Annotated in this window: 14 protein-coding genes; 10 read left to right on the top strand and 4 right to left on the bottom strand. The window is 72.5% G+C overall.

Annotation, left to right across the window (positions count from 1 at the left end; genetic code table 11):
- The first annotated feature begins 176 nt into the window (after nt 1–176).
- The 3 genes from J5X86_RS42450 to J5X86_RS42460 all read left to right on the top strand — a co-directional run bounded on the left by J5X86_RS42450 (nt 177) and on the right by J5X86_RS42460 (nt 2,393).
- Nucleotides 177–710 (top strand): SAV_6107 family HEPN domain-containing protein, encoded by a 534-nt coding sequence (locus J5X86_RS42450; protein ID WP_208521962.1) that lies wholly within the window; start codon nt 177–179, stop codon nt 708–710.
- A gap of 236 nt (nt 711–946) precedes the next feature.
- Nucleotides 947–1,729 (top strand): methyltransferase, encoded by a 783-nt coding sequence (locus J5X86_RS42455; RefSeq protein WP_208521963.1) that lies wholly within the window; start codon nt 947–949, stop codon nt 1,727–1,729.
- A gap of 271 nt (nt 1,730–2,000) precedes the next feature.
- Nucleotides 2,001–2,393: a DUF3040 domain-containing protein gene (locus J5X86_RS42460; RefSeq protein WP_078640935.1), complete on the top strand. Its 393-nt coding sequence runs from the start codon at nt 2,001–2,003 to the stop codon at nt 2,391–2,393.
- A 345-nt stretch (nt 2,394–2,738) separates the two neighbouring features.
- Here the strand turns inward: J5X86_RS42460 and J5X86_RS42465 are convergent, their stop codons facing one another.
- The 4 genes from J5X86_RS42465 to J5X86_RS42480 form a co-directional block, all read right to left on the bottom strand.
- A complete protein-coding gene (locus J5X86_RS42465; protein ID WP_208521964.1) occupies nt 2,739–5,168 on the bottom strand; it encodes a transglutaminaseTgpA domain-containing protein in 2,430 nt (809 codons plus the stop codon).
- Entirely contained in the window at nt 5,165–6,553 is a 1,389-nt protein-coding gene (locus J5X86_RS42470) for a DUF58 domain-containing protein (RefSeq protein WP_208521965.1), read from the bottom strand. Before J5X86_RS42470 ends, J5X86_RS42465 begins: the two co-directional genes overlap by 4 nt.
- Nucleotides 6,553–7,608 carry a MoxR family ATPase gene (locus tag J5X86_RS42475; protein ID WP_208521966.1) on the bottom strand — a complete coding sequence of 352 codons (1,056 nt, stop codon included), beginning with the start codon at nt 7,606–7,608 and terminating at the stop codon, nt 6,553–6,555. Before J5X86_RS42475 ends, J5X86_RS42470 begins: the two co-directional genes overlap by 1 nt.
- A 220-nt stretch (nt 7,609–7,828) precedes the next feature.
- Nucleotides 7,829–8,383 carry a carbonic anhydrase gene (locus tag J5X86_RS42480; RefSeq protein ID WP_208521967.1) on the bottom strand — a complete coding sequence of 185 codons (555 nt, stop codon included), beginning with the start codon at nt 8,381–8,383 and terminating at the stop codon, nt 7,829–7,831.
- A 409-nt stretch (nt 8,384–8,792) separates the two neighbouring features.
- On the opposite strand from J5X86_RS42480, the gene rsmH reads away from it, so the two are divergent.
- The 7 genes from rsmH to murD all read left to right on the top strand — a co-directional run bounded on the left by rsmH (nt 8,793) and on the right by murD (nt 18,212).
- A complete protein-coding gene (gene rsmH / locus J5X86_RS42485; protein ID WP_208521968.1) occupies nt 8,793–9,755 on the top strand; it encodes a 16S rRNA (cytosine(1402)-N(4))-methyltransferase RsmH in 963 nt (320 codons plus the stop codon).
- Complete coding sequence (locus tag J5X86_RS42490) at nt 9,752–10,336, top strand: septum formation initiator family protein (RefSeq protein ID WP_208521969.1); 585 nt, start codon at nt 9,752–9,754, stop codon at nt 10,334–10,336. The genes rsmH and J5X86_RS42490 overlap by 4 nt, the downstream gene beginning before the upstream one ends.
- A 103-nt stretch (nt 10,337–10,439) precedes the next feature.
- Nucleotides 10,440–12,422, top strand: coding sequence for a penicillin-binding protein 2 (locus J5X86_RS42495; RefSeq protein WP_208521970.1), 1,983 nt, complete (start codon nt 10,440–10,442; stop codon nt 12,420–12,422).
- Nucleotides 12,423–12,434: 12 nt separating this feature from the next.
- Nucleotides 12,435–14,195 carry a UDP-N-acetylmuramoyl-L-alanyl-D-glutamate--2,6-diaminopimelate ligase gene (locus tag J5X86_RS42500; RefSeq protein ID WP_208521971.1) on the top strand — a complete coding sequence of 587 codons (1,761 nt, stop codon included), beginning with the start codon at nt 12,435–12,437 and terminating at the stop codon, nt 14,193–14,195.
- Nucleotides 14,196–14,257: 62 nt separating this feature from the next.
- Nucleotides 14,258–15,688 (top strand): UDP-N-acetylmuramoyl-tripeptide--D-alanyl-D-alanine ligase, encoded by a 1,431-nt coding sequence (murF, locus tag J5X86_RS42505; protein ID WP_208521972.1) that lies wholly within the window; start codon nt 14,258–14,260, stop codon nt 15,686–15,688.
- Nucleotides 15,689–15,696: 8 nt separating this feature from the next.
- The gene (mraY, locus tag J5X86_RS42510) at nt 15,697–16,764 is read left to right on the top strand and encodes a phospho-N-acetylmuramoyl-pentapeptide-transferase (protein WP_078647351.1); all 1,068 of its coding nucleotides are present in this window, start codon (nt 15,697–15,699) and stop codon (nt 16,762–16,764) included.
- Nucleotides 16,761–18,212 (top strand): UDP-N-acetylmuramoyl-L-alanine--D-glutamate ligase, encoded by a 1,452-nt coding sequence (murD, locus tag J5X86_RS42515; protein ID WP_208521973.1) that lies wholly within the window; start codon nt 16,761–16,763, stop codon nt 18,210–18,212. Before mraY ends, murD begins: the two co-directional genes overlap by 4 nt.
- Nucleotides 18,213–18,241 lie beyond the last annotated feature (29 nt).

The raw sequence follows: 18,241 nt of genomic DNA on the forward strand, positions 1-18,241 counted from the left end.
GATTTTTGAACTGACTGGTCAGTGCAAAAGCAGTATGGAGTATGACGGGGCGAGGCGTGGTGTCGGGGTCGTTCGCGCTGGTCAGAGCCGATTGTCAGTGGTGTGCCCCACGATGGCCCCATACGGCGGTCGCTCTACCACACGACCGGCCGCCACGCGACGACAGGAGGTTCGTCATGGCCAGTACCGCCGCAGCGCGCCGGCACCGTGCCGCCGCCCCTGCCCCCTCGTTGACCGGCCCCGCGACCGATGTCCACCCCGTGCTGCGCCGCGCGTCCGCCCCGCCCGCCGCGGCCGGTCTGCTCACCCAGGCCCATCAGGGCCTGGAGGAGGCCGCCGCGCTCGAAACCGCCAACGAGCGCTTTGCGACCGCACATCTGGCCGCCCTGCGCACGGCCGCAGCCGTGCTCGCCGTGCACGGCCGCCCCGAGCCCACCGCGCGCCGCCGCGCCCGGATCCGCAGCGCCTGGGAGGTCCTGCCGGAGGTCGCTCCCGAACTGGCCGAGTGGAGCGCGCTGTTCGCCTCCGGCGCCGAGCGCCGGGCCCGCGCCGAGGCGGGGATACAGGGCGCCGCGAGCCGGCGGGACGCGGACGATCTGCTGCGTGCCACCGCGATGTTCCTGCGGCTGGTGGAGCGCATGCTGATGCTGCAGCCGACCCTGCCCCACCAGGCCCCGCCGGGCGACGAGCCGGGCCCGTCGGGAGCCTGAGAGATGACCCGGCGACCGCCCCGGCCCGGCCCGGTATCCGCTCGGACGACGGCCGCTGTCCGCCGGGTACCGCTCGGGCGCCGGCCGCTGTCCGTCCGGTATCCGCTGGGGGCCGGTGGGGCGGCCGCCTCGGCGCACCCCGCCCCATGGAGGCAATAGGCTGGGACCGCCGACGTCAGTAAGCCGTCGTCACCGCCTCCGGGCGGTGGCGGCACCGCGCCGAGGAGCCACCCGCCGTGTCAGACCCGCAGCGCCCCCGTGCGTCCCTCCGTACCGCCGTGGTCTGGGAGGTCCTGAAAGACGCCCTGGAACGGCGGGCCAAGGCCACAGGCCGGGAGGTGGCCGAGGGTGGGGCCGTGCACGGCGCGCTGGACGTCCTGGACACCGGCGGCGGCAGCGGCAATTTCGCCGTCCCCGTGGCCGGCCTCGGCCACCGCGTCACCGTGGTCGACCCGAGTCCGAACGCCCTGTTCGCGCTGGAGCGGCGGGCCGCCGAGGCCGGGGTGGCCGACCGGGTGCGCGGAGTCCAGGGCGATGCCCACGGGCTGTTCGACGTGGTCGAGCGGGGCGGTTACGACGTGGTGCTCTGCCATGGCGTCCTGGAGTACGTGGACGACCCCGCCGAGGGCCTGCGGAACGCGGCGGCGGCCCTGCGCCCCGCCGGAACCCTCAGCGTGCTCGCGGCGGGCCTGGGCGGCGCCGTGCTGGCCCGTGCCCTGGCCGGTCACTTCACCGAGGCTCGGCAAGCGCTTACCGACCCCGAGGGCCGCTGGGGCTCCGGAGACCCGATGCCGCGCCGCTTCACCGCCGACCAGCTGTCCGAGCTGGTGGAGGCGGCCGGTCTGGAGATCGCCGCGGTGCACGGGGTGCGGGTCTTCGCCGATCTGGTCCCCGGAGTGCTCGTGGACACCGAGCCCGGGGCGCTGGACGCCCTGTTGCAGCTGGAGGAGGCCGCCGCCGGGCTGCCCGCCTTCCGCTCCGTCGCCACTCAGCTGCACGTTCTCGCCGAGCGGGACTGAGCGGCTCCTCCCGCCCCACCGGACGACGGGCGGTGCAGGTGGAGTCGGCCACAGGAGACCCGCTTGGCCGTCCGGCCCCGTATGATCGGGGTACACCGTCCGGCATGGCCAATCGGCGGGAGGGGAATGGACGTCTCAGCGTCAACTTTCGCCACGCCCGTGGGGGTGGGCGAATTGGCGTTGAGGGGCGGGTTTCACGGGGGCGATTCCCTGCCTATCCTGAAAGGGTCGCACCCGGTCGCCCCCCGCGACCGACGAGTAGGAGGACTCCGTGCCGCTCTCGGAGCACGAGCAGCGCATGCTCGAGCAAATGGAGCGAGCGTTGTACGCCGAAGATCCCAAGTTCGCGACAGCGCTTGAGGGAAGCGGCCTGCGCACGTACACCCGGCGACGGGTCTACCAGGCGGTCGCGGGTTTTCTGGTGGGCATCGCACTCCTCATGGTCGGAGTGATCGTTCCCCAGATCTGGATCAGCGTGGTGGGCTTCCTGATCATGCTGGGGTGTGCGGTGCTCGCGGTGACCGGCTGGCGCAAGGCTCCCAAACCCGGCGAGGCGCAGGGCGGTGGCGGGGCGGCTCCCCGCCGTCAGGGCCGTCAGCGCCGTTCGATGATGGCGCGTATCGAGGAGCGGTGGCAGCGTCGCCGCGATGAGCAGGGCCACTGAGAAATAATTCTTGGATGAGTGATTGAGGGGCGGTCGCCGACTGGCGACCGCCCCTCAACCGTGCGGTAGCCCTTCCGCGCCGTAGCCCTTCAGCCGTGCCCAGCCCCGCAACCGCGTCCTGGGCCCGCAACCGCGTCCTGGGCCCACGGGGTCTGGACCCTGGGGCCTGGCCCTGGCCCCGCACAGGGCCCTGAAGCGAGCTTGGGCGGCCCCTGAGCCCCCGTGGCCTGCGCGAGCGGCCCCGTGGCGTGCGCGAGCGGCCTGAGCCCCCGCACGCGCCGCAGGGGCTCAGTCGCGGGGGCTCGGGCAGGGCCTCAGCCACAAGGGCTCAGGGCCGCCCGGAGGTCAGCTCCCCTGGCCGCGCGGGGGCCGGAGCTGAGAGGCCCAGCGGGCCCAGCGGGGGGCTCCCCACCGCTGGACCAGCGCGGACCAGCGCTGTCCCCACGCCCACACCAGCTGAGCCGCGGACCGCGGCGCCAGCAGCGCCCGCAGCCGCTCCCGCCGCCCCGCCTTGGCCCGGAATCCGGCCAGCACCTGCCGGACGTCGTCGGCGACGCCCGCGAACGGGCGCGGCTGCGGTGCGTACAGCACCTGCTCGACCGCCTCGGCCACCCGCTGCGCCGCCCGGGCCGAATCGTCGTCGAGGTCGGCGATCCGCACCATGCGGGCCACCGCTCTGCGGGAGGTCAGCGAGTCGTCCGGCAGCACGCCGAAGTCCCAGGCCGAATCGGTGAGTTCACGCCATGCGGCGAGGATCCGGTCGGCCGCGTCCTGCTCGGTGCGCCCGCCCGAGCCGTCCAGTCTGCGGGTCCGTTTCCGCCGCCGCCACAGCATGGGCAGCAGGGGCACCACGGCCAGCAGCACCGCCAGCGAACTCCAACTCGTGACCTTGGACGCCGACCAGCCCCCGCCCGAGGCGCCGTTGTCCGGCTGCTGGGCCGCGGCACCTCCACAGGTGCCCAGCTTCTTCATCTCCGGGGTGCAACTGTCGGAGGCGGTCGGGGCGGCCGTCGGCTCGGAGGTCGTGCTGGGCTCGCTCGTCGGCTCGTCGGACGGGGTGCCCGAGGGCGTCTGCTCCATCGTGTAGTCGGGCTGGGTGCCACGGCTCGGGGTGGGCTCGAAACGGGTCCAGCCCACGCCCTCGAAGTACAGCTCGGGCCAGGCGTGCGCGTCCTTGAGGCCCACCGACACCGAGCCGTCCGCCTGGGCGGTGCCGGGGGTGAACCCGACCGCAACCCGCGCCGGAATGCCCAGCGTCCGGGCCATCGCCGCCATCGAGAAGGAGAAGTGGACGCAGAAGCCCTCCTTCTGCTTCAGGAACCGGACGATGGCGGCCGAGCCGCTACCGGACTGCACCTCGGTGTCGTAACGGAATCCTCCGTTCACCGCGAACCAGTCCTGGAGCTTGACCGCCTTCTCGTACGCGTTCGCCGCGCCGGCGGTCACCTCCCGTGCCGTACTGGCCACCACGGACGGCAGCGAGTCCGGCACCTCGGTGTACTCCTTCCGCAGCCGCGAAGGCGGTGCCGGTGCGGCCGCGAGCTGCTCGGCCGTCGGCTCCACCAGCAGGCTGGTGACCCGGTAGCGCGCGCCCCGGGTGGTCTGGCCGCGGTCGCCGACCAGCGTCCGGCCCTCCGGCTCATAGCGCCAGCGCCCGTCGATCTCGACCCTGGACGCGGGGTAGGGGAGGGGCAGCCAGTTCTGCGCGTACCAGTCGGCGGCCGAGATCGAGGTGTCGATCGAGGAGACCCGGACCGAGGGGCCGAGCCCGGCGGGCGACGGAAGCTGCCCGGGCACATCGGTGACATGCCGCTCGGACGACTTCCACGAGGTGCCGTCGAACCGGTCCAGCGCCACGATCCGCAGATACAGGTCCTGCGTGGTCTGCGAGGAGGTGCGATAGCGCAGCACCTCCTTGTTCTCCGGCTGGTTCAGGCTGTCCTGCAGCGACACCAGCGGATTGACCGCCGAGATCGTGCCGCCGCCGCTGCCGGACCCGCCACCGCTGCCCTGCCGGTCCAGCAGCCCGCCGTCCAGGGACGGCAGCGCCGCGGGCACCACCAGCGCGATGCCGAGCGCCAGCACGCCGATCCTGCGGCCGGTGCGGACCGGGGCGAGCGCCGGGGCGCCTCCGGCCCCGGCCAGGCCCGAGGGCGGCATACCCGCCGGATGCGGGGCACCGCCGCTGAACACCCGGCCCCACTGGGACAGCCGGTCCCGGCCCTCGGCCAGGAGCAGCAGCAGATAGCCGGCCGCCGCCAGCAGGAACCACAGCCAGTCGCTCCCGGCGTCGGACAGCCCGGCCGCGACCGAGTACAGCGCGAGCAGCGGCAGTCCGGCGGGGGCCGCGCTGCGGTACGTCACCGCGAGCGCGTCGACCACCAGGCCGATCGCCAGCACCCCGGCCACCAGCATCAGCCGGATGCCATCGGTGAGCGGCGCGGGGATCGCGTACTGCCCCACGTCGTCGGCGCCGTCGCGCAGCAGCAGCGCGAACTCGTCGAGGGCCTGCGGGCTCGGCAGCACCCCGCCCAGCGCCTGCTCGTGCGCGAAGACCAGGGTGAGCAGCAGCAGCGTCACCACGGCCTGCGCGGCCACCGTCAGCGGGCGGGCCAGCGGCACCCGGCGGGCCGCCGCGCCCGTCCCGCTCTGGACCGCCAGCAACAGAGTGGCCTGCAACAGCCAGCTCGCCGGGTCCACCAGCGGCAGCAGCGCACAGGCCGCCGCCACCGTGGCCAGCGCCGCACATATCGCGAGCCGAACGCTCCCACTCATGCCCAGCTCCCTGTCATGCCGCCGACCGCGGGACCTCCGGCGTCGGCCCGAGTGGCGCCCTGGGCGTCGGCCTGCCGCCAGAGCTGTGTGAGCGAGGCCCCCGGGCCGACCGGCAGCGCCGTCCACCCCGCCTCGCGGAGCTGCCGCAGCCGCTCCTCCAGCTCCTGTGTGCCCCCGAACTCCGCCCCGCGCGACCAGGCCGCGCCGTCCAGCACGAACGCCACCGCGGCCGTGGTGCGGTGCCGCATCCGGGCGGCCGTCGCCGCCTGCTCCTCGTCCAGATCGCCCAGGAAGGCCACCAGCAGCCCCTCACCGCCGCCGCGCAGCACCTCGAAGGCGGGCGAGAGCCCTCCGCCGTCGGAGTGGTCCACCACGGCGAGGGTGTCCAACATCAGCCCGGCGGTCTCCGCCGAGTCATGGGTGGAGCCGGTGAAGCCGCCTCCGCCGTCCGGGCCCGGCACCGAGCTTCCGGAGTCGGTCAGCAGCCGGACCGCATAGCCCCGCTCCAGCAGATGGACCGCGGTCGAAGCCGCCCCGGAGACCGCCCATTCGAAGGCCGAGTCGGGCCCGGAGCCGTAGTGCGCCGTACGCCGGGTGTCCAGCAGCACCGTGCAGTGGGCCCGCTGCGGCTGCTCCTCCCGGCGGACCATGAGCTCCCCGTAGCGCGCGGTGGACCGCCAGTGCACCCGGCGCAGATCGTCGCCTATGCGATAGCCGCGCGGGATGACATCGTCCTCCCCGGCCAGGGCCAGCGAGCGGTGCCGCCCGTCCCCGTACCCCGCGGCCTCGCCGGTCAGGCGCACCGGGGGCAGCGGCTCGACCCGGGGGACCACCGTGAGCGTGTCGTAGGCGCTGAAGGCGCGGGTGAGCTCGCACATCCCGAACGGATCGCTCAGCCGAAGCTGCAGCGGGCCCAGCGGATAGCGGCCGCGCAGATCCGAGCGGACCCGGTAGGACACCTCGCGCCGGCCGCCCGGCTCCACCCGGTCCAGCACGAACCGGGGGCGGGGCCCCAGCACATAGGGCACCCGGTCCTGGAGCATCAGCAGCCCGGTGGGCAGCCGCGAGACATTGTCCATCCGCAGATGCACCCGGGCCTCGGAGCCCGCAGGCACCCGCGCGGGCGCGAGCCGTCTACTGCCCGCCACCCGGTACCGGGTGCGGTAGACCACGGCCACGCAGACCAGCGGCAGCGCGGCCAGCAGCAGCCCGACCCGCAGCAGATCCGCCTGGCCCAGGACATAGCTGCACACCGCGGCGGCCACCCCGGCGGCCAGGAAGGAACGGCCGCGGGTGGTCAGACCGGCGAGGGCGGCCCGCAGCCCGCCCGAGTCCTCGCCGGCGCCGGGGCCCTCGGGGCCCATGTCCGTCCCCCCTGCGGCCATCACAGCCTCCGCGCGCCCGGCTGCTGCCGGCCGAAGTCGGCCGGGGGCATGGGCGGCATGGGGGGCATCCCGCCACCCGCACCGCGCGAGCCGGAGGTGGGCACCGGGGTGCGCTGCACGATGTCCGTGACGACCTGCTCCGCGGTGCGCCGGTTCAGCTGGGCCTGCGCGGTGGGCAGCAGCCGGTGCGCCAGCACCGCCACGGCGAGGGACTGCACATCGTCCGGCAGCGCGAACTCCCGCCCGGCCAGCGCGGCCGACGCCTTGGCGGCCCGCAGCAGATGCAGCGTGGCCCGGGGCGAGGCGCCCAGTCGCAGATCGGGGTGGTTGCGGGTGGCGGCCACCAGGTCCACCGCGTAACGCCGGACGGCCTCGGCGACATGCACCGAGCGCACCGCCTCGACCAGTTTGACGATCTCGTGGGCGTGCGCGACGGGCTGCAGGTCGTCCAGCGGGGAGACGCCACCGTGGATGTCCAGCATCTGCAGCTCGGCCTGCGGGCTGGGGTATCCGATGGAGACACGGGCCATGAAGCGGTCGCGCTGCGCCTCGGGCAGCGGATAGGTGCCCTCCATCTCGACCGGGTTCTGCGTGGCCACCACCATGAAGGGGTTGGGCAGCTCGTAGCTCTCCCCGTCGATGGTGACCTGGCGCTCCTCCATCGACTCCAGCAGCGCGGACTGGGTCTTGGGCGAGGCGCGGTTGATCTCGTCGCCGATCACGATCTGGGCGAAGATGGCGCCCGGCTTGAACTCGAACTCCTTGCGCTGCTGGTCGAAGATGCTCACGCCGGTGATGTCGGACGGCAACAGGTCCGGGGTGAACTGGATCCGCCGCACGGAGCAGTCGATGGACCGCGCGAGCGCCTTGGCCAGCATGGTCTTGCCCACGCCCGGGACGTCCTCGATCAGCAGATGCCCCTCGGCGAGCAGCACGGTCAGCGAAAGCCGTACGACCTCGGGCTTGCCCTCGATCACACCCTCCACCGACCGGCGGATCCGCTCCGCTGTGGTGGTCAGATCGCTGAGGCTCGCTCGCTCGTCATAGGTCGTCACCCGGCCCTCCTCGGCCCGTTCTCAGGGCCGTTGCCCTCGGAACGGACCGGCCCACCGCAAACGCTGGCATCGGTCCCCCGCGTGGTTGCGGGGGACGATGTCACCTATGCATTCTTGCGGTCTCCGCGGCCTCGCGTCACTCGGCTGTGGATAACCCGGGGTTATTTGTCACGCTTGTACGAGTTCGGGTGCTGAATCCCTTCAGTAACCTCAGCATCCGTCACGTGCGCGGCGTGACCTCCCGCAGCAGACCCGTCGTCACATCGAAGATGAAGCCGCGGACGTCGTCGGTGTGCACCAGGAACGGCGAGGTGCGCACCCGCTGCATCGACTGGCGGACATCGGCGTCGAGGTCCTTGAACGCCTCGACCGCCCACGACGGACGCTGGCCGACCTCCGCCTCCAGCTCATGCCGGAAGTCCTCGGTGAGGTTCAGCAGACCGCAGCCGGTGTGGTGGATGAGCACGACGCTGCGGGTCCCGAGCGCGCGCTGGCTGATGGTCAGGGACCGGATGATGTCGTCGGTGACCACACCGCCGGCGTTGCGGATGGTGTGGCAGTCACCCAGCTCCAGGCCGAGTGCCTCGTGCAGGTCCAGGCGGGCGTCCATGCACGCGACGACGGCGACGCGCTGCACGGGCCGCGCGTCCATTCCAGGGTCGGTGAACTTCTCGGCGTACTTGCGGTTGGCCTCCACGAGGCGGTCGGTGACCGTGTCTCCCGTACGGGCGTCGCGGTCGGCGGACGGATTCGGCTGCGGCGCTGATATCGACATGATGACGACGTTACCTCTCACCAGCGGATTTTGTCTTTTCTTTAGGTAGGGCAAACGAGGGCAACGGGGTGGGCCGAGTGGGTGATGTGAGGCAACCCACAGCACCCTGTGCCCCGCGGTGTGATGCCTGGGGGAGGTGATGCCACCCCCGGGGCGGGACGCGCTGGCCAGTTGGTTGACCGAAGGGACGAGTGGACTAAAGTGGCGCGAAGTGGGAGGCGTGACGCTCCCCTCGGATTCCGGAATTTCGCGTGAGCGCGGTGCGTACGTACCCCTCGGCCTCCTCCCGCTCCGGTCGCCTGACGTCACTTCCCCGGCGCCAGTAGGCCACTTCCCCTTCAGAGCGGGCGGGGACCCGGAGGTGCGTACCATCCTCGCCCGATCCTCAGAAGGGCGCACCAGCAGCGCAATGAGCAGCAACGCTCTCCATGTTCCCGTCATGCTCCAGCGCTGCCTGGACATGCTGGCCCCCGCTCTCGCCCGGCCCGGCGCGGTCGTGGTCGACTGCACCCTGGGCCTCGGCGGCCACAGCGAGGCCCTGTTGCGCGACTTCCCCGAGGCCCGCCTCATCGCGCTCGACCGCGACCCGTCCGCGCTGCGACTCGCCGGTGAGCGGCTCGCCCCGTACGGCGATCGGGCCACGCTGGTCCACGCGGTCTACGACGAGCTGCCCGAGGTCCTCGACCGGCTCGGCGTCCCGCGCGTCCAGGGGATCCTCTTCGACCTCGGCGTGTCCTCCATGCAGCTGGACGAGGCCGAGCGCGGTTTCGCCTACGCCCAGGACGCCCCGCTGGACATGCGGATGGACCAGACCACCGGCGTCAGCGCGGCGGAGGTGCTCAACACCTATCCGCCGGGCGAGCTGGTGCGCATCCTGCGGGCCTACGGCGAGGAGAAGTTCGCCAAGAAGATCGTGGACGCCGTGGTGCGCGAGCGCGCCAAGGAGCCGTTCACCAACAGCGCCCGGCTCGTCGAGCTGATCCGCGCGGCGCTCCCGCAGGCCGCCAAGCGCACCGGCGGCAATCCGGCCAAGCGCACCTTCCAGGCGCTGCGGATCGAGGTCAATGGCGAGCTCGCGGTCCTGGAGCGGGCCATTCCGGCGGCCGTCGGGACGCTCGCGGTCGGCGGGCGGATCGCCGTGCTCTCGTATCACTCGCTGGAGGACCGCCTGGTCAAGCAGGTGTTCGCGGCCGGTGCCCGCAATACGGCGCCTCCCGGGCTGCCGGTCATCCCCGAGCAGTACCAGCCCCGGCTGAAGCTGCTCACCCGCGGCGCGGAGCTGCCCACCGAGGAGGAGATCGCCGAGAACCGCCGGGCCGCCCCGGCCCGGTTCCGGGGGGCGGAGCGCATCCGGGAAGAGGTCGGTCCATGAGCACGAGGGGGACAGGGCCGAAAGGCCGGCCGGTGCCGGGGGGTGCCACGGCCAGGCGCACGCCCTTCGTGCTGCTCGTCGTGGTCCTGCTCGGCTCCGGCCTGATCGCGCTGCTGCTGTTGAACTCCTCCCTCAACCAGGGGTCGTTCGAGCTCAGCAGGCTCGAGAAGCAGACCGAGGAACTCACCGACGAGCGCCAGGCGCTCCAGCAGGACGTCGACCAGCTCTCCGCGCCCACCGCGCTGGAGCGGCGCGCCCGGGAGCTGGGGATGGTGCCCGGCGGCAGCCCCGCCTTCCTCAACCCGGACGGCTCGGTCAGCGGGGTGCCCGCCCCCGCCTCGGGGCAGCCCTCGGTGCTCGGCGCCCCCGGCCCGGTGCTGCCGTCCGCGCTCGACCCCGCGCCGTCCCAGGCGTCGCCCGCCCTGTCCGGGGCGTCGCCCACCCCGTCCGCCCTCGCGCCGCCGACCACCACCCCGTCCGGGGCGGGCACGGGCACGGCCTCCGTGACCCCGTGGGGGCTGCCCACCGCCCTCTCCACAACCTCCTCCGCCTCCGCGCAGTCCACCCCGGCCCCTCAGTAGGTGACACGGTGACGCGATCCCCAGCCCGCGCCCAGCCCGGCCCGCCCGCGCGGAGCACCGCCCGCGCGCGGTGGGCGGCCGCCGAGCCGAGGGCGGCCGTCGCGTGAGCGCGCCCCAGGATCCCCGCCGCCGCGGAGTGCCCGGCCCGGCCGGTCCGCGCGGTGACCGCCGCCCGCGCCAGGACGCGGCGCGGCGCCCCGGCGAGCGCCAGGGAGGATCGTCCGGCCGTCCGGCGCAGCGCCCGCGCCCCGGTGCCGCCCAGCCGCTGCGACTGGGCAGCCCGCGCCCCCGGCTGCGGCTGATCAGCCTCGGCCTCACCCTCGTCATGCTGGTCTTCGTCGTACGGCTACTGCAGGTGCAGGCCGTCGACGCCAGCGCCTACGCGGCCAAGGCCAACGTCAACCGCTACATCCCGGTGAAGCTGTCCGCCGAGCGCGGCTCCATCACCGACCGCAACGGCGTCGACCTGGCGACCACGGTGGACGCGTACGACATCACCGCCGCGCCCGACCTGCTCACGCCCAAGACGGCCAAGACCCGTGACGCGCCGCGCCAGGCCGCGGCCCTCCTCGCGCCGATCCTCGGCAAGGAGGAGGCGGACCTGGAGAAGAAGCTCACCGACCACCCCAAGTCGCAGTACGTCGTGCTCGCCCGGCAGCAGTCCCCGCAGGTCTGGAACCAGATCAAGGACCTGAAGAGCGCCCTGGACGACTCGGCGTCCAAGGGCAAGGGCACCAATGTGCTGGCCGGGGTCAACCGCGAGGCGCACAGCAAGCGGGTCTATCCGAACGGGGATCTCGCCGCCGGGATACTGGGATTCGTGGGCGCCGACGGCCGCGGCGCCGCCGGGCTCGAACAGCAGCTCAACAAGAAGCTCGCGGGCAAGGACGGCAAGCGCGTCTACGCCCAGTCGGGTGGCCACCAGGTGCCCACCGGGGACCTCAAGGAGCAGCCCGCGGTCCCCGGCAGCGATTACGAGCTGACCATCGACCGGGACATCCAGTGGGCCGCCCAGAGCGCCATCGCCGACCAGGTCCGCAAGTCCGGGGCCGACCGCGGCTATGTCATCGTCCAGGACACCCGCACCGGACAGCTCCTGGCGATGGCCAACGCCCCCGGCTTCGACCCCGGCGACATCACCACCACGGACGCCGACGACCTGGGCAACGCCGCGGTCTCCGACGCCTACGAGCCTGGCAGCGTGAGCAAGCTGATGTCCATGGCGGCCGTCCTCCAGGAGGGCGTGGCCCGCTGGGACACCCATGTGGTGGTCCCCAACCGGCTGCCGCGCGCCGACCGGGCCTTCGCCGACGACATCGACCATCCCACCTGGTACCTCACGCTCAACGGCGTGCTCGCCAAGTCCAGCAACATCGGCACGATCCTCGCCACCGAGCAGCTTGGGAAGACCAAGAAGCAGAAGAACCAGATCCTCTACTCCTATCTGCGGAAGTTCGGGATCGGCCGGCCCACCGGGCTCGGCTTCCCCGGCGAGACCCCGGGCATCCTGGCCCGGCCGCAGGACTGGAGCGCCTCGCAGCAGTACACCATCCCCTTCGGCCAGGGGCTGTCGCTCAACGCCGTCCAGGCGGCCTCCGTGTACTCCACCATCGCCAACGGCGGCGAGCGCGTCGCGCCCACCCTCGTGCGCGGCACCAGGGGGCCCGGCGGCGACTACACGGCCGCGCCCGCCCCCGAGAAGACCCGTGTCGTCGGTAAGGAGACCGCGAAGACGCTCGCCGAGATGCTCGAATCGGTCGTCGACGATCAGCAGGGCACCGGCGCCAAGGCGAAGATCCCCGGCTATCTTGTCGCGGGCAAGACCGGCACTTCCAACCGAGTGGACCCCAAGACCGGCCGCTACCGCGGCTACACCGCGTCCTTCGCCGGCTTCGCCCCGGCCGACAAACCGCGGCTGACCGTCTACTGTGCCGTTCAGAACCCGACGAAGGGCAGCTACTTCGGCGGTCAGGTCTGCGGACCGGTCTACAAGAAGGTCATGGAGTTCGGCCTCAAGGCCCTGCAAGTCCCGCCGTCCGGGAAGCAGCCCAAACGGCTCCCCGTGAGCTACAACCCGGGCCAGTGAGCGGACCCAGCAGTGACGACGATCACGCCGGACTCCGGGAACCACGGTCCGGTACGGTCCCGCTTCGCCGCCTCATTTCGCGGGGGAGCGGGTGTCCCGGGTACGCTCACCGCCGTGCCCCACGCTGATCAGTCCCAAACCCCTCAGAAGGACGTTTCTGTGGAATACCCGGGAGCGCCCCGCCCTCTCCAGGTCCGCCCGATCCCGCTGGCGGAGCTGGCGGATCAGCTGGGCGTCGATGCCCCCGAAGCCTCGGAGGGGGCCGCGGTCACCGGGATCACCCATGACTCGCGAGCCGTGCGCCCCGGCGATGTGTACGCCGCGCTGGCCGGCGCCCGCCTGCACGGCGCGGACTTCGCCGCCCAGGCCGCCGACCTCGGCGCGGTCGCGGTGCTGACCGACCCGGCCGGCGCCGAGCGCGCCGCCGCCACCGGACTGCCGGTCCTGGCGGTGGACAACCCGCGCGGCCGGATGGGCGCGCTGGCCGCCACGATCTACGGCGAGCCGGGTGCGGACCTGCTGCAGATCGGCATCACCGGCACCTCCGGCAAGACCACGACCGCGTATCTCATCGAGGGCGGCCTCAAAGCCGCCGCGAAGCACGACGGCGGCCTTACGGGTCTCATCGGCACCGTGGAGACGCGGATCGGCGACGAGCGCATCAAGTCCGAGCGCACCACTCCCGAGGCCACCGATCTGCAGGCCCTGTTCGCGGTGATGCGGGAGCGCGACGTCCACTCGGTCGTCATGGAGGTCTCCAGCCACGCCCTGGTCCTCGGCCGCGTCGACGGCTGCGTCTTCGACGTCGCGGTCTTCAACAACCTCAGCCCGGAGCACATGGAGTTCCACTCCGGCATGGAGGACTACTTCCAGGCCAAGGCCCAGCTGTTCACCAAGGCCCGCAGCCGCGCCGGAGTGATCAATTACGACGACGAGTACGGCCGGCGGCTGATCGAGCAGTCCGAGGTACCCGTCACCACCTTCTCCGCCGAGGGCCACCCCGACGCCCACTGGCGCGCCGCGGATGTCGAGGTCGGCCCGCTGGGCTCGACCTTCACCGCCGTCGGCCCGAACGGTGAGTCCGTACGGGCCGCCGCGCCCCTCCCGGGCCCCTTCAACGTGGCCAACGCGCTCGCCGCCGTCGTCGCGCTCGCCGTCGCCGGGATCGACCCGCAGACGGCCGCCGACGGCATCGCCGCCGTCCCGGGCGTACCGGGCCGGCTGGAGCGGGTCGACGTGGGCCAGCCCTACCTCGCGGTCGTCGACTACGCCCACAAGACCGACGCCGTGGAGTCGGTGCTGCGTGCCCTCCGTAAGGTGACCGACGGCAAGCTGCACGCCGTCCTCGGCTGCGGCGGGGACCGCGACCGGCTCAAGCGCGGCCCCATGGGCGCCGCGGTGGCCCGGTACTCCGACACGGCCGTCCTCACCTCCGACAACCCGCGCTCCGAGGACCCGCTCGCGATCCTCGCCGCCATGCTCGCGGGCGCCGCCGAGGTGCCCGCTCACGAGCGCGGTGATGTGCTGGTCGAGGAGGACCGGGCCAACGCCATCGCGGCCGCCGTCGCCCGCGCCGAGCCGGGTGACACCGTCATCGTGGCCGGCAAGGGCCATGAACTGGGCCAGGACATCGCCGGCGTGATCCGTGCCTTCGACGACCGCCAGGTACTCCGCGAAGCCATCGAGCTCAGTGAGCGAGCCCACAGGCGCGATGCCACGCGCCCCGAGGCGAGTTCACAACACCGGGACAATCACCAAGACGACCAGGGATGACAGACCGCCATGCGCGCACCAGCCCCCTCAAGGCAGCTCTCCCGCACGGCCGGAGGTGATCAGTGATCGCACTGTCCCTCACCGAGATCGCCGGCCTAGTCGGTGGACAGCCGCACGACATACCGGACCCGGACCTGAAGGTCACGGGCCCTGTTGTGATCGACTCCCGTGAGGTGCGGCCCGGCAGCCTCTTCGCCGCGCTCCCCGGGGAGCGCGTGGACGGCCACGACTTCGCCCGAAGGGCGATCGAGGCCGGGGCCACGGCGGTCCTGGCCGCCCGCCCCGTCGGCACCGCGGACGCCCCCGTACCGGCGATCGTCGTGCCCGATGTCATCGCCGCCATGGGAACGCTCGCGCGCGCCGTCGTGGAGCGCCTGGACGCCACCGTGGTCGGGCTCACCGGCTCCGCGGGCAAGACCAGCACCAAGGACCTCATCGCCCAGCTGCTCCAGCGCCGCGGCCCCACCGTATGGACGCCGGGCAACTTCAACAACGAAATCGGGCTGCCCGTGGCCGCGCTCAGCGCCGACGAGGCCACCCTGCACCTGGTGTTGGAGATGGGTGCCCGCGGTAAGGGCCACATCCAGTATCTGGCCACCCTCACCCCGCCCCGTATCGGACTCGTGCTCAACGTCGGCACCGCCCATATCGGAGAGTTCGGCGGCCGGGAGCAGATCGCCGAGGCCAAGGGCGAGCTCGTGGAGGCCCTGCCCCCCGCCGAGGAGGGCGGGGTCGCGGTGCTCAACGCCGACGACCCCCTGGTGCGCGCCATGGTGTCGCGCACCAAGGCCCGTACCGTCCTGTTCGGCGAGGCCGAGGACGCCGATGTGCGTGCCGGGAATGTCCGGCTCGCCGACGGCGGCCGCCCCGCCTTCACGCTTCACACCCCTACCGGGTGCAGCGAAGTGACCATGCGCCTGTACGGTGAGCACCACGTGTCGAACGCGCTCGCCGCGGCCGCCGTCGCCCACGAGTTGGGCCTGTCCGTCGACGAGATCGCCGTGGCGCTCTCCGAGGCGGGGCAGCTCTCCCGCTGGCGGATGGAGGTCACCGAGCGCTCGGACGGCGTGACGGTCGTCAACGACGCCTACAACGCGAACCCCGAGTCCATGCGAGCAGCGCTGCGCGCGCTGGTCGCCATGGGCGCTGCCACACCGGGGCGTCGCACGTGGGCGGTGCTCGGCCCGATGGCCGAGCTGGGCGAGGAGTCACTGGCCGAGCACGACGCGGTCGGGCGGCTGGCCGTCCGGCTCAACGTCAGCAAGCTCGTGGCGGTCGGCGGCCAGGAGGCCGCCTGGCTGGACATGGGCGCCAAGAACGAGGGTTCGTGGGGTGAGGAGTCGGTGCACGTGTCCGACGTGCGGGCAGCGGTCGATCTGCTGCGCAGCGAGCTGCGACCGGGGGACGTCGTGTTGGTGAAGGCATCCAGGTCGGTGGGGCTGGAGCGGGTCGCGCAGACGTTGCTCGAGGGCGAGGGTGAGGGCGTCCGCTGATGGGTGGCATGAGGCAGATCCTCTTCTCGGGAGCCATCGGGCTCTTTCTGACCCTGATCGGCACCCCGCTGCTGATCAAGCTGCTGGCGCGCAAGGGCTACGGCCAGTTCATCCGGGACGACGGCCCGCGCACTCACGGCAGCAAGAAGGGCACGCCCACGATGGGCGGAATCTCCTTCATCCTGGCCACGCTGATCGCCTACGCCCTGGCGAAGTTGATCACGGGCAGCCAGCCGACCTTCTCCGGCGTGCTGGTGCTCTTCCTGTTCGCGGGCATGGGCCTGGTCGGCTTCCTGGACGACTACATCAAGATCGTCAAGCAGCGGTCCCTGGGCCTGCGGGCCAAGGCCAAGATGGCCGGTCAGCTGATCGTCGGTGTCGCGTTCGCGATCCTCGCGCTGAACTTCGCCGACGCGCGCCAGCAGACCCCCGCCTCCGACCGGCTCTCCTTCGTCCAGGACTTCGGCTGGTCGTTCGGCCCGGTGATCTTCGCGATCTGGGCGCTGTTCATGATCCTGGCGATGTCGAACGGCGTGAACCTCACCGATGGTCTCGACGGTCTGGCCACCGGCGCCTCCGTGATGGTCTTCGGCGCCTACACCTTCATCGGCGTCTGGCAGTACCAGGAGTCCTGCGCCAACGCGGAGACCCTCACCAACCCCGCGTCCTGTTTCGAGGTCCGCGACCCGCTCGACCTCGCGGTCGTCGCCTCTGCCCTGATGGGCGCGTGCTTCGGCTTCCTGTGGTGGAACACCTCGCCCGCCAAGATCTTCATGGGGGACACGGGTTCGCTCGCGCTCGGCGGCGCGCTCGCGGGCCTCGCCATCTGCTCCCGTACGGAGCTGCTGGTGGCCCTCCTCGGCGGCCTGTTCGTGCTGATCACCATGTCCGTGGTCATCCAGGTCGGCTCGTTCCGGACGACCGGGCGACGGGTCTTCCGGATGGCGCCACTCCAGCATCACTTCGAACTCAAGGGGTGGAGCGAAGTCCTTGTGGTGGTCCGGTTCTGGATCATCCAGGGCATGTGCGTGATCGTCGGCCTCGGCCTGTTCTACGCGGGGTGGCGAGCTTCGTGACGTCCCACGCCGTCGCCCTCGACGTGTCCGACCTCGCCGGACGGCAGGTCACCGTCGCCGGACTCGGCGTCTCCGGGGTCCCCGCGGCGCGTGCGCTGCGGGGCCTCGGGGCCTCGGTGACCGTGGTCAACGGCAGCGACGGCGAAGCGCAGCGCGCCCAGGCGGCCGAACTGGAGCCGCTGGGCATCACGGTCCGCCTCGGCGACGGCGAGACGTTGCCGAAGGGCACCGAGCTGATCGTGACCACCCCCGGGTGGAAGCCCACCAGCCCGCTCTTCCTGGCCGCCGCCGAGGCGAACGTGCCCATCTGGGGCGATGTGGAGCTGGCGTGGCGGCTGCGCGGTGAGGACGCCCCGCCCTGGCTCGCGGTCACCGGCACCAACGGCAAGACGACGACCGTAAGGATGCTGGCGGCCATCCTGGAGGCGGCCGGGCTGCGCACCGCCGCCGTCGGCAACATCGGCGTCTCGCTCCTGGACATCGTGCTGGGCGATACGCCGTACGACGTGCTGGCCGTCGAGCTCTCCAGCTACCAGCTGCACTGGGCGCCCTCGCTGCGCGCCCACTCCGGGGCGGTGCTCAACCTCGCCCCCGACCACCTCGACTGGCACGGCTCCATGGCGGCGTACGCGGCCGACAAGGGCCGGATCTACGAGGGCAACCAGGTGGCCTGCGTCTACAACGTGGCCGACCCCGCCACCGAGGACCTGGTGCGCGCGGCCGATGTCGAGGAGGGCTGCCGGGCGATCGGTTTCACCCTCGGCACCCCCGGCCCCTCCCAGCTCGGCGTCGTGGAGAACATCCTCGTCGACCGGGCCTTCGTGGCGGACCGGCAGAAGCAGGCGCAGGAGCTGGCCGAGGTCTCCGATGTGAACCCGCCGGCCCCGCACAACATCGCCAACGCCCTCGCGGCGGCGGCCCTGGCCCGCTCCTTCGGCGTCCCGCCGAAGGCCGTACGGGACGGGCTGCGCGCCTTCCGGCCGGATCCGCACCGGGTGGAGCATGTGGCGGACGTCGACGGCGTGGCCTACATCGACGACTCCAAGGCGACCAACACCCATGCCGCGGAGGCGTCGTTGGGCGCCTATGAGCACATCGTGTGGATCGCGGGCGGGCTCGCCAAGGGGGCCACCTTCGACGAGCTCGTCCTTACGGCGGCCGAGCGGCTGCGCGGTGTCGTGCTGATCGGCGCCGACCGCGCGCTGATTCGCGAAGCGCTCGCGCGACACGCAGCAGATGTCCCGGTCGTGGACCTCGACCGGACCGACACTGGGGCGATGGCGGCGGCTGTGCGCGAAGCGGCGCGGCTCGCCCGGCCGGGCGATACCGTCCTGATGGCCCCGGCCTGTGCCTCGATGGACATGTTCATCAACTACAACAAGCGGGGCGACGCCTTCGCCGCGGCGGTTCAGGATCTGGCCTCCGGCCGGGGCCCGGACGATCAGTAGCCCGCCGGTCCCCCGGCGAGGACCGCCCG

It is taken from the genome of Streptomyces sp. NEAU-YJ-81 (assembly GCF_017592595.1).
Taxonomy (GTDB): Bacteria; Actinomycetota; Actinomycetes; order Streptomycetales; family Streptomycetaceae; genus Streptomyces; species Streptomyces hygroscopicus_B.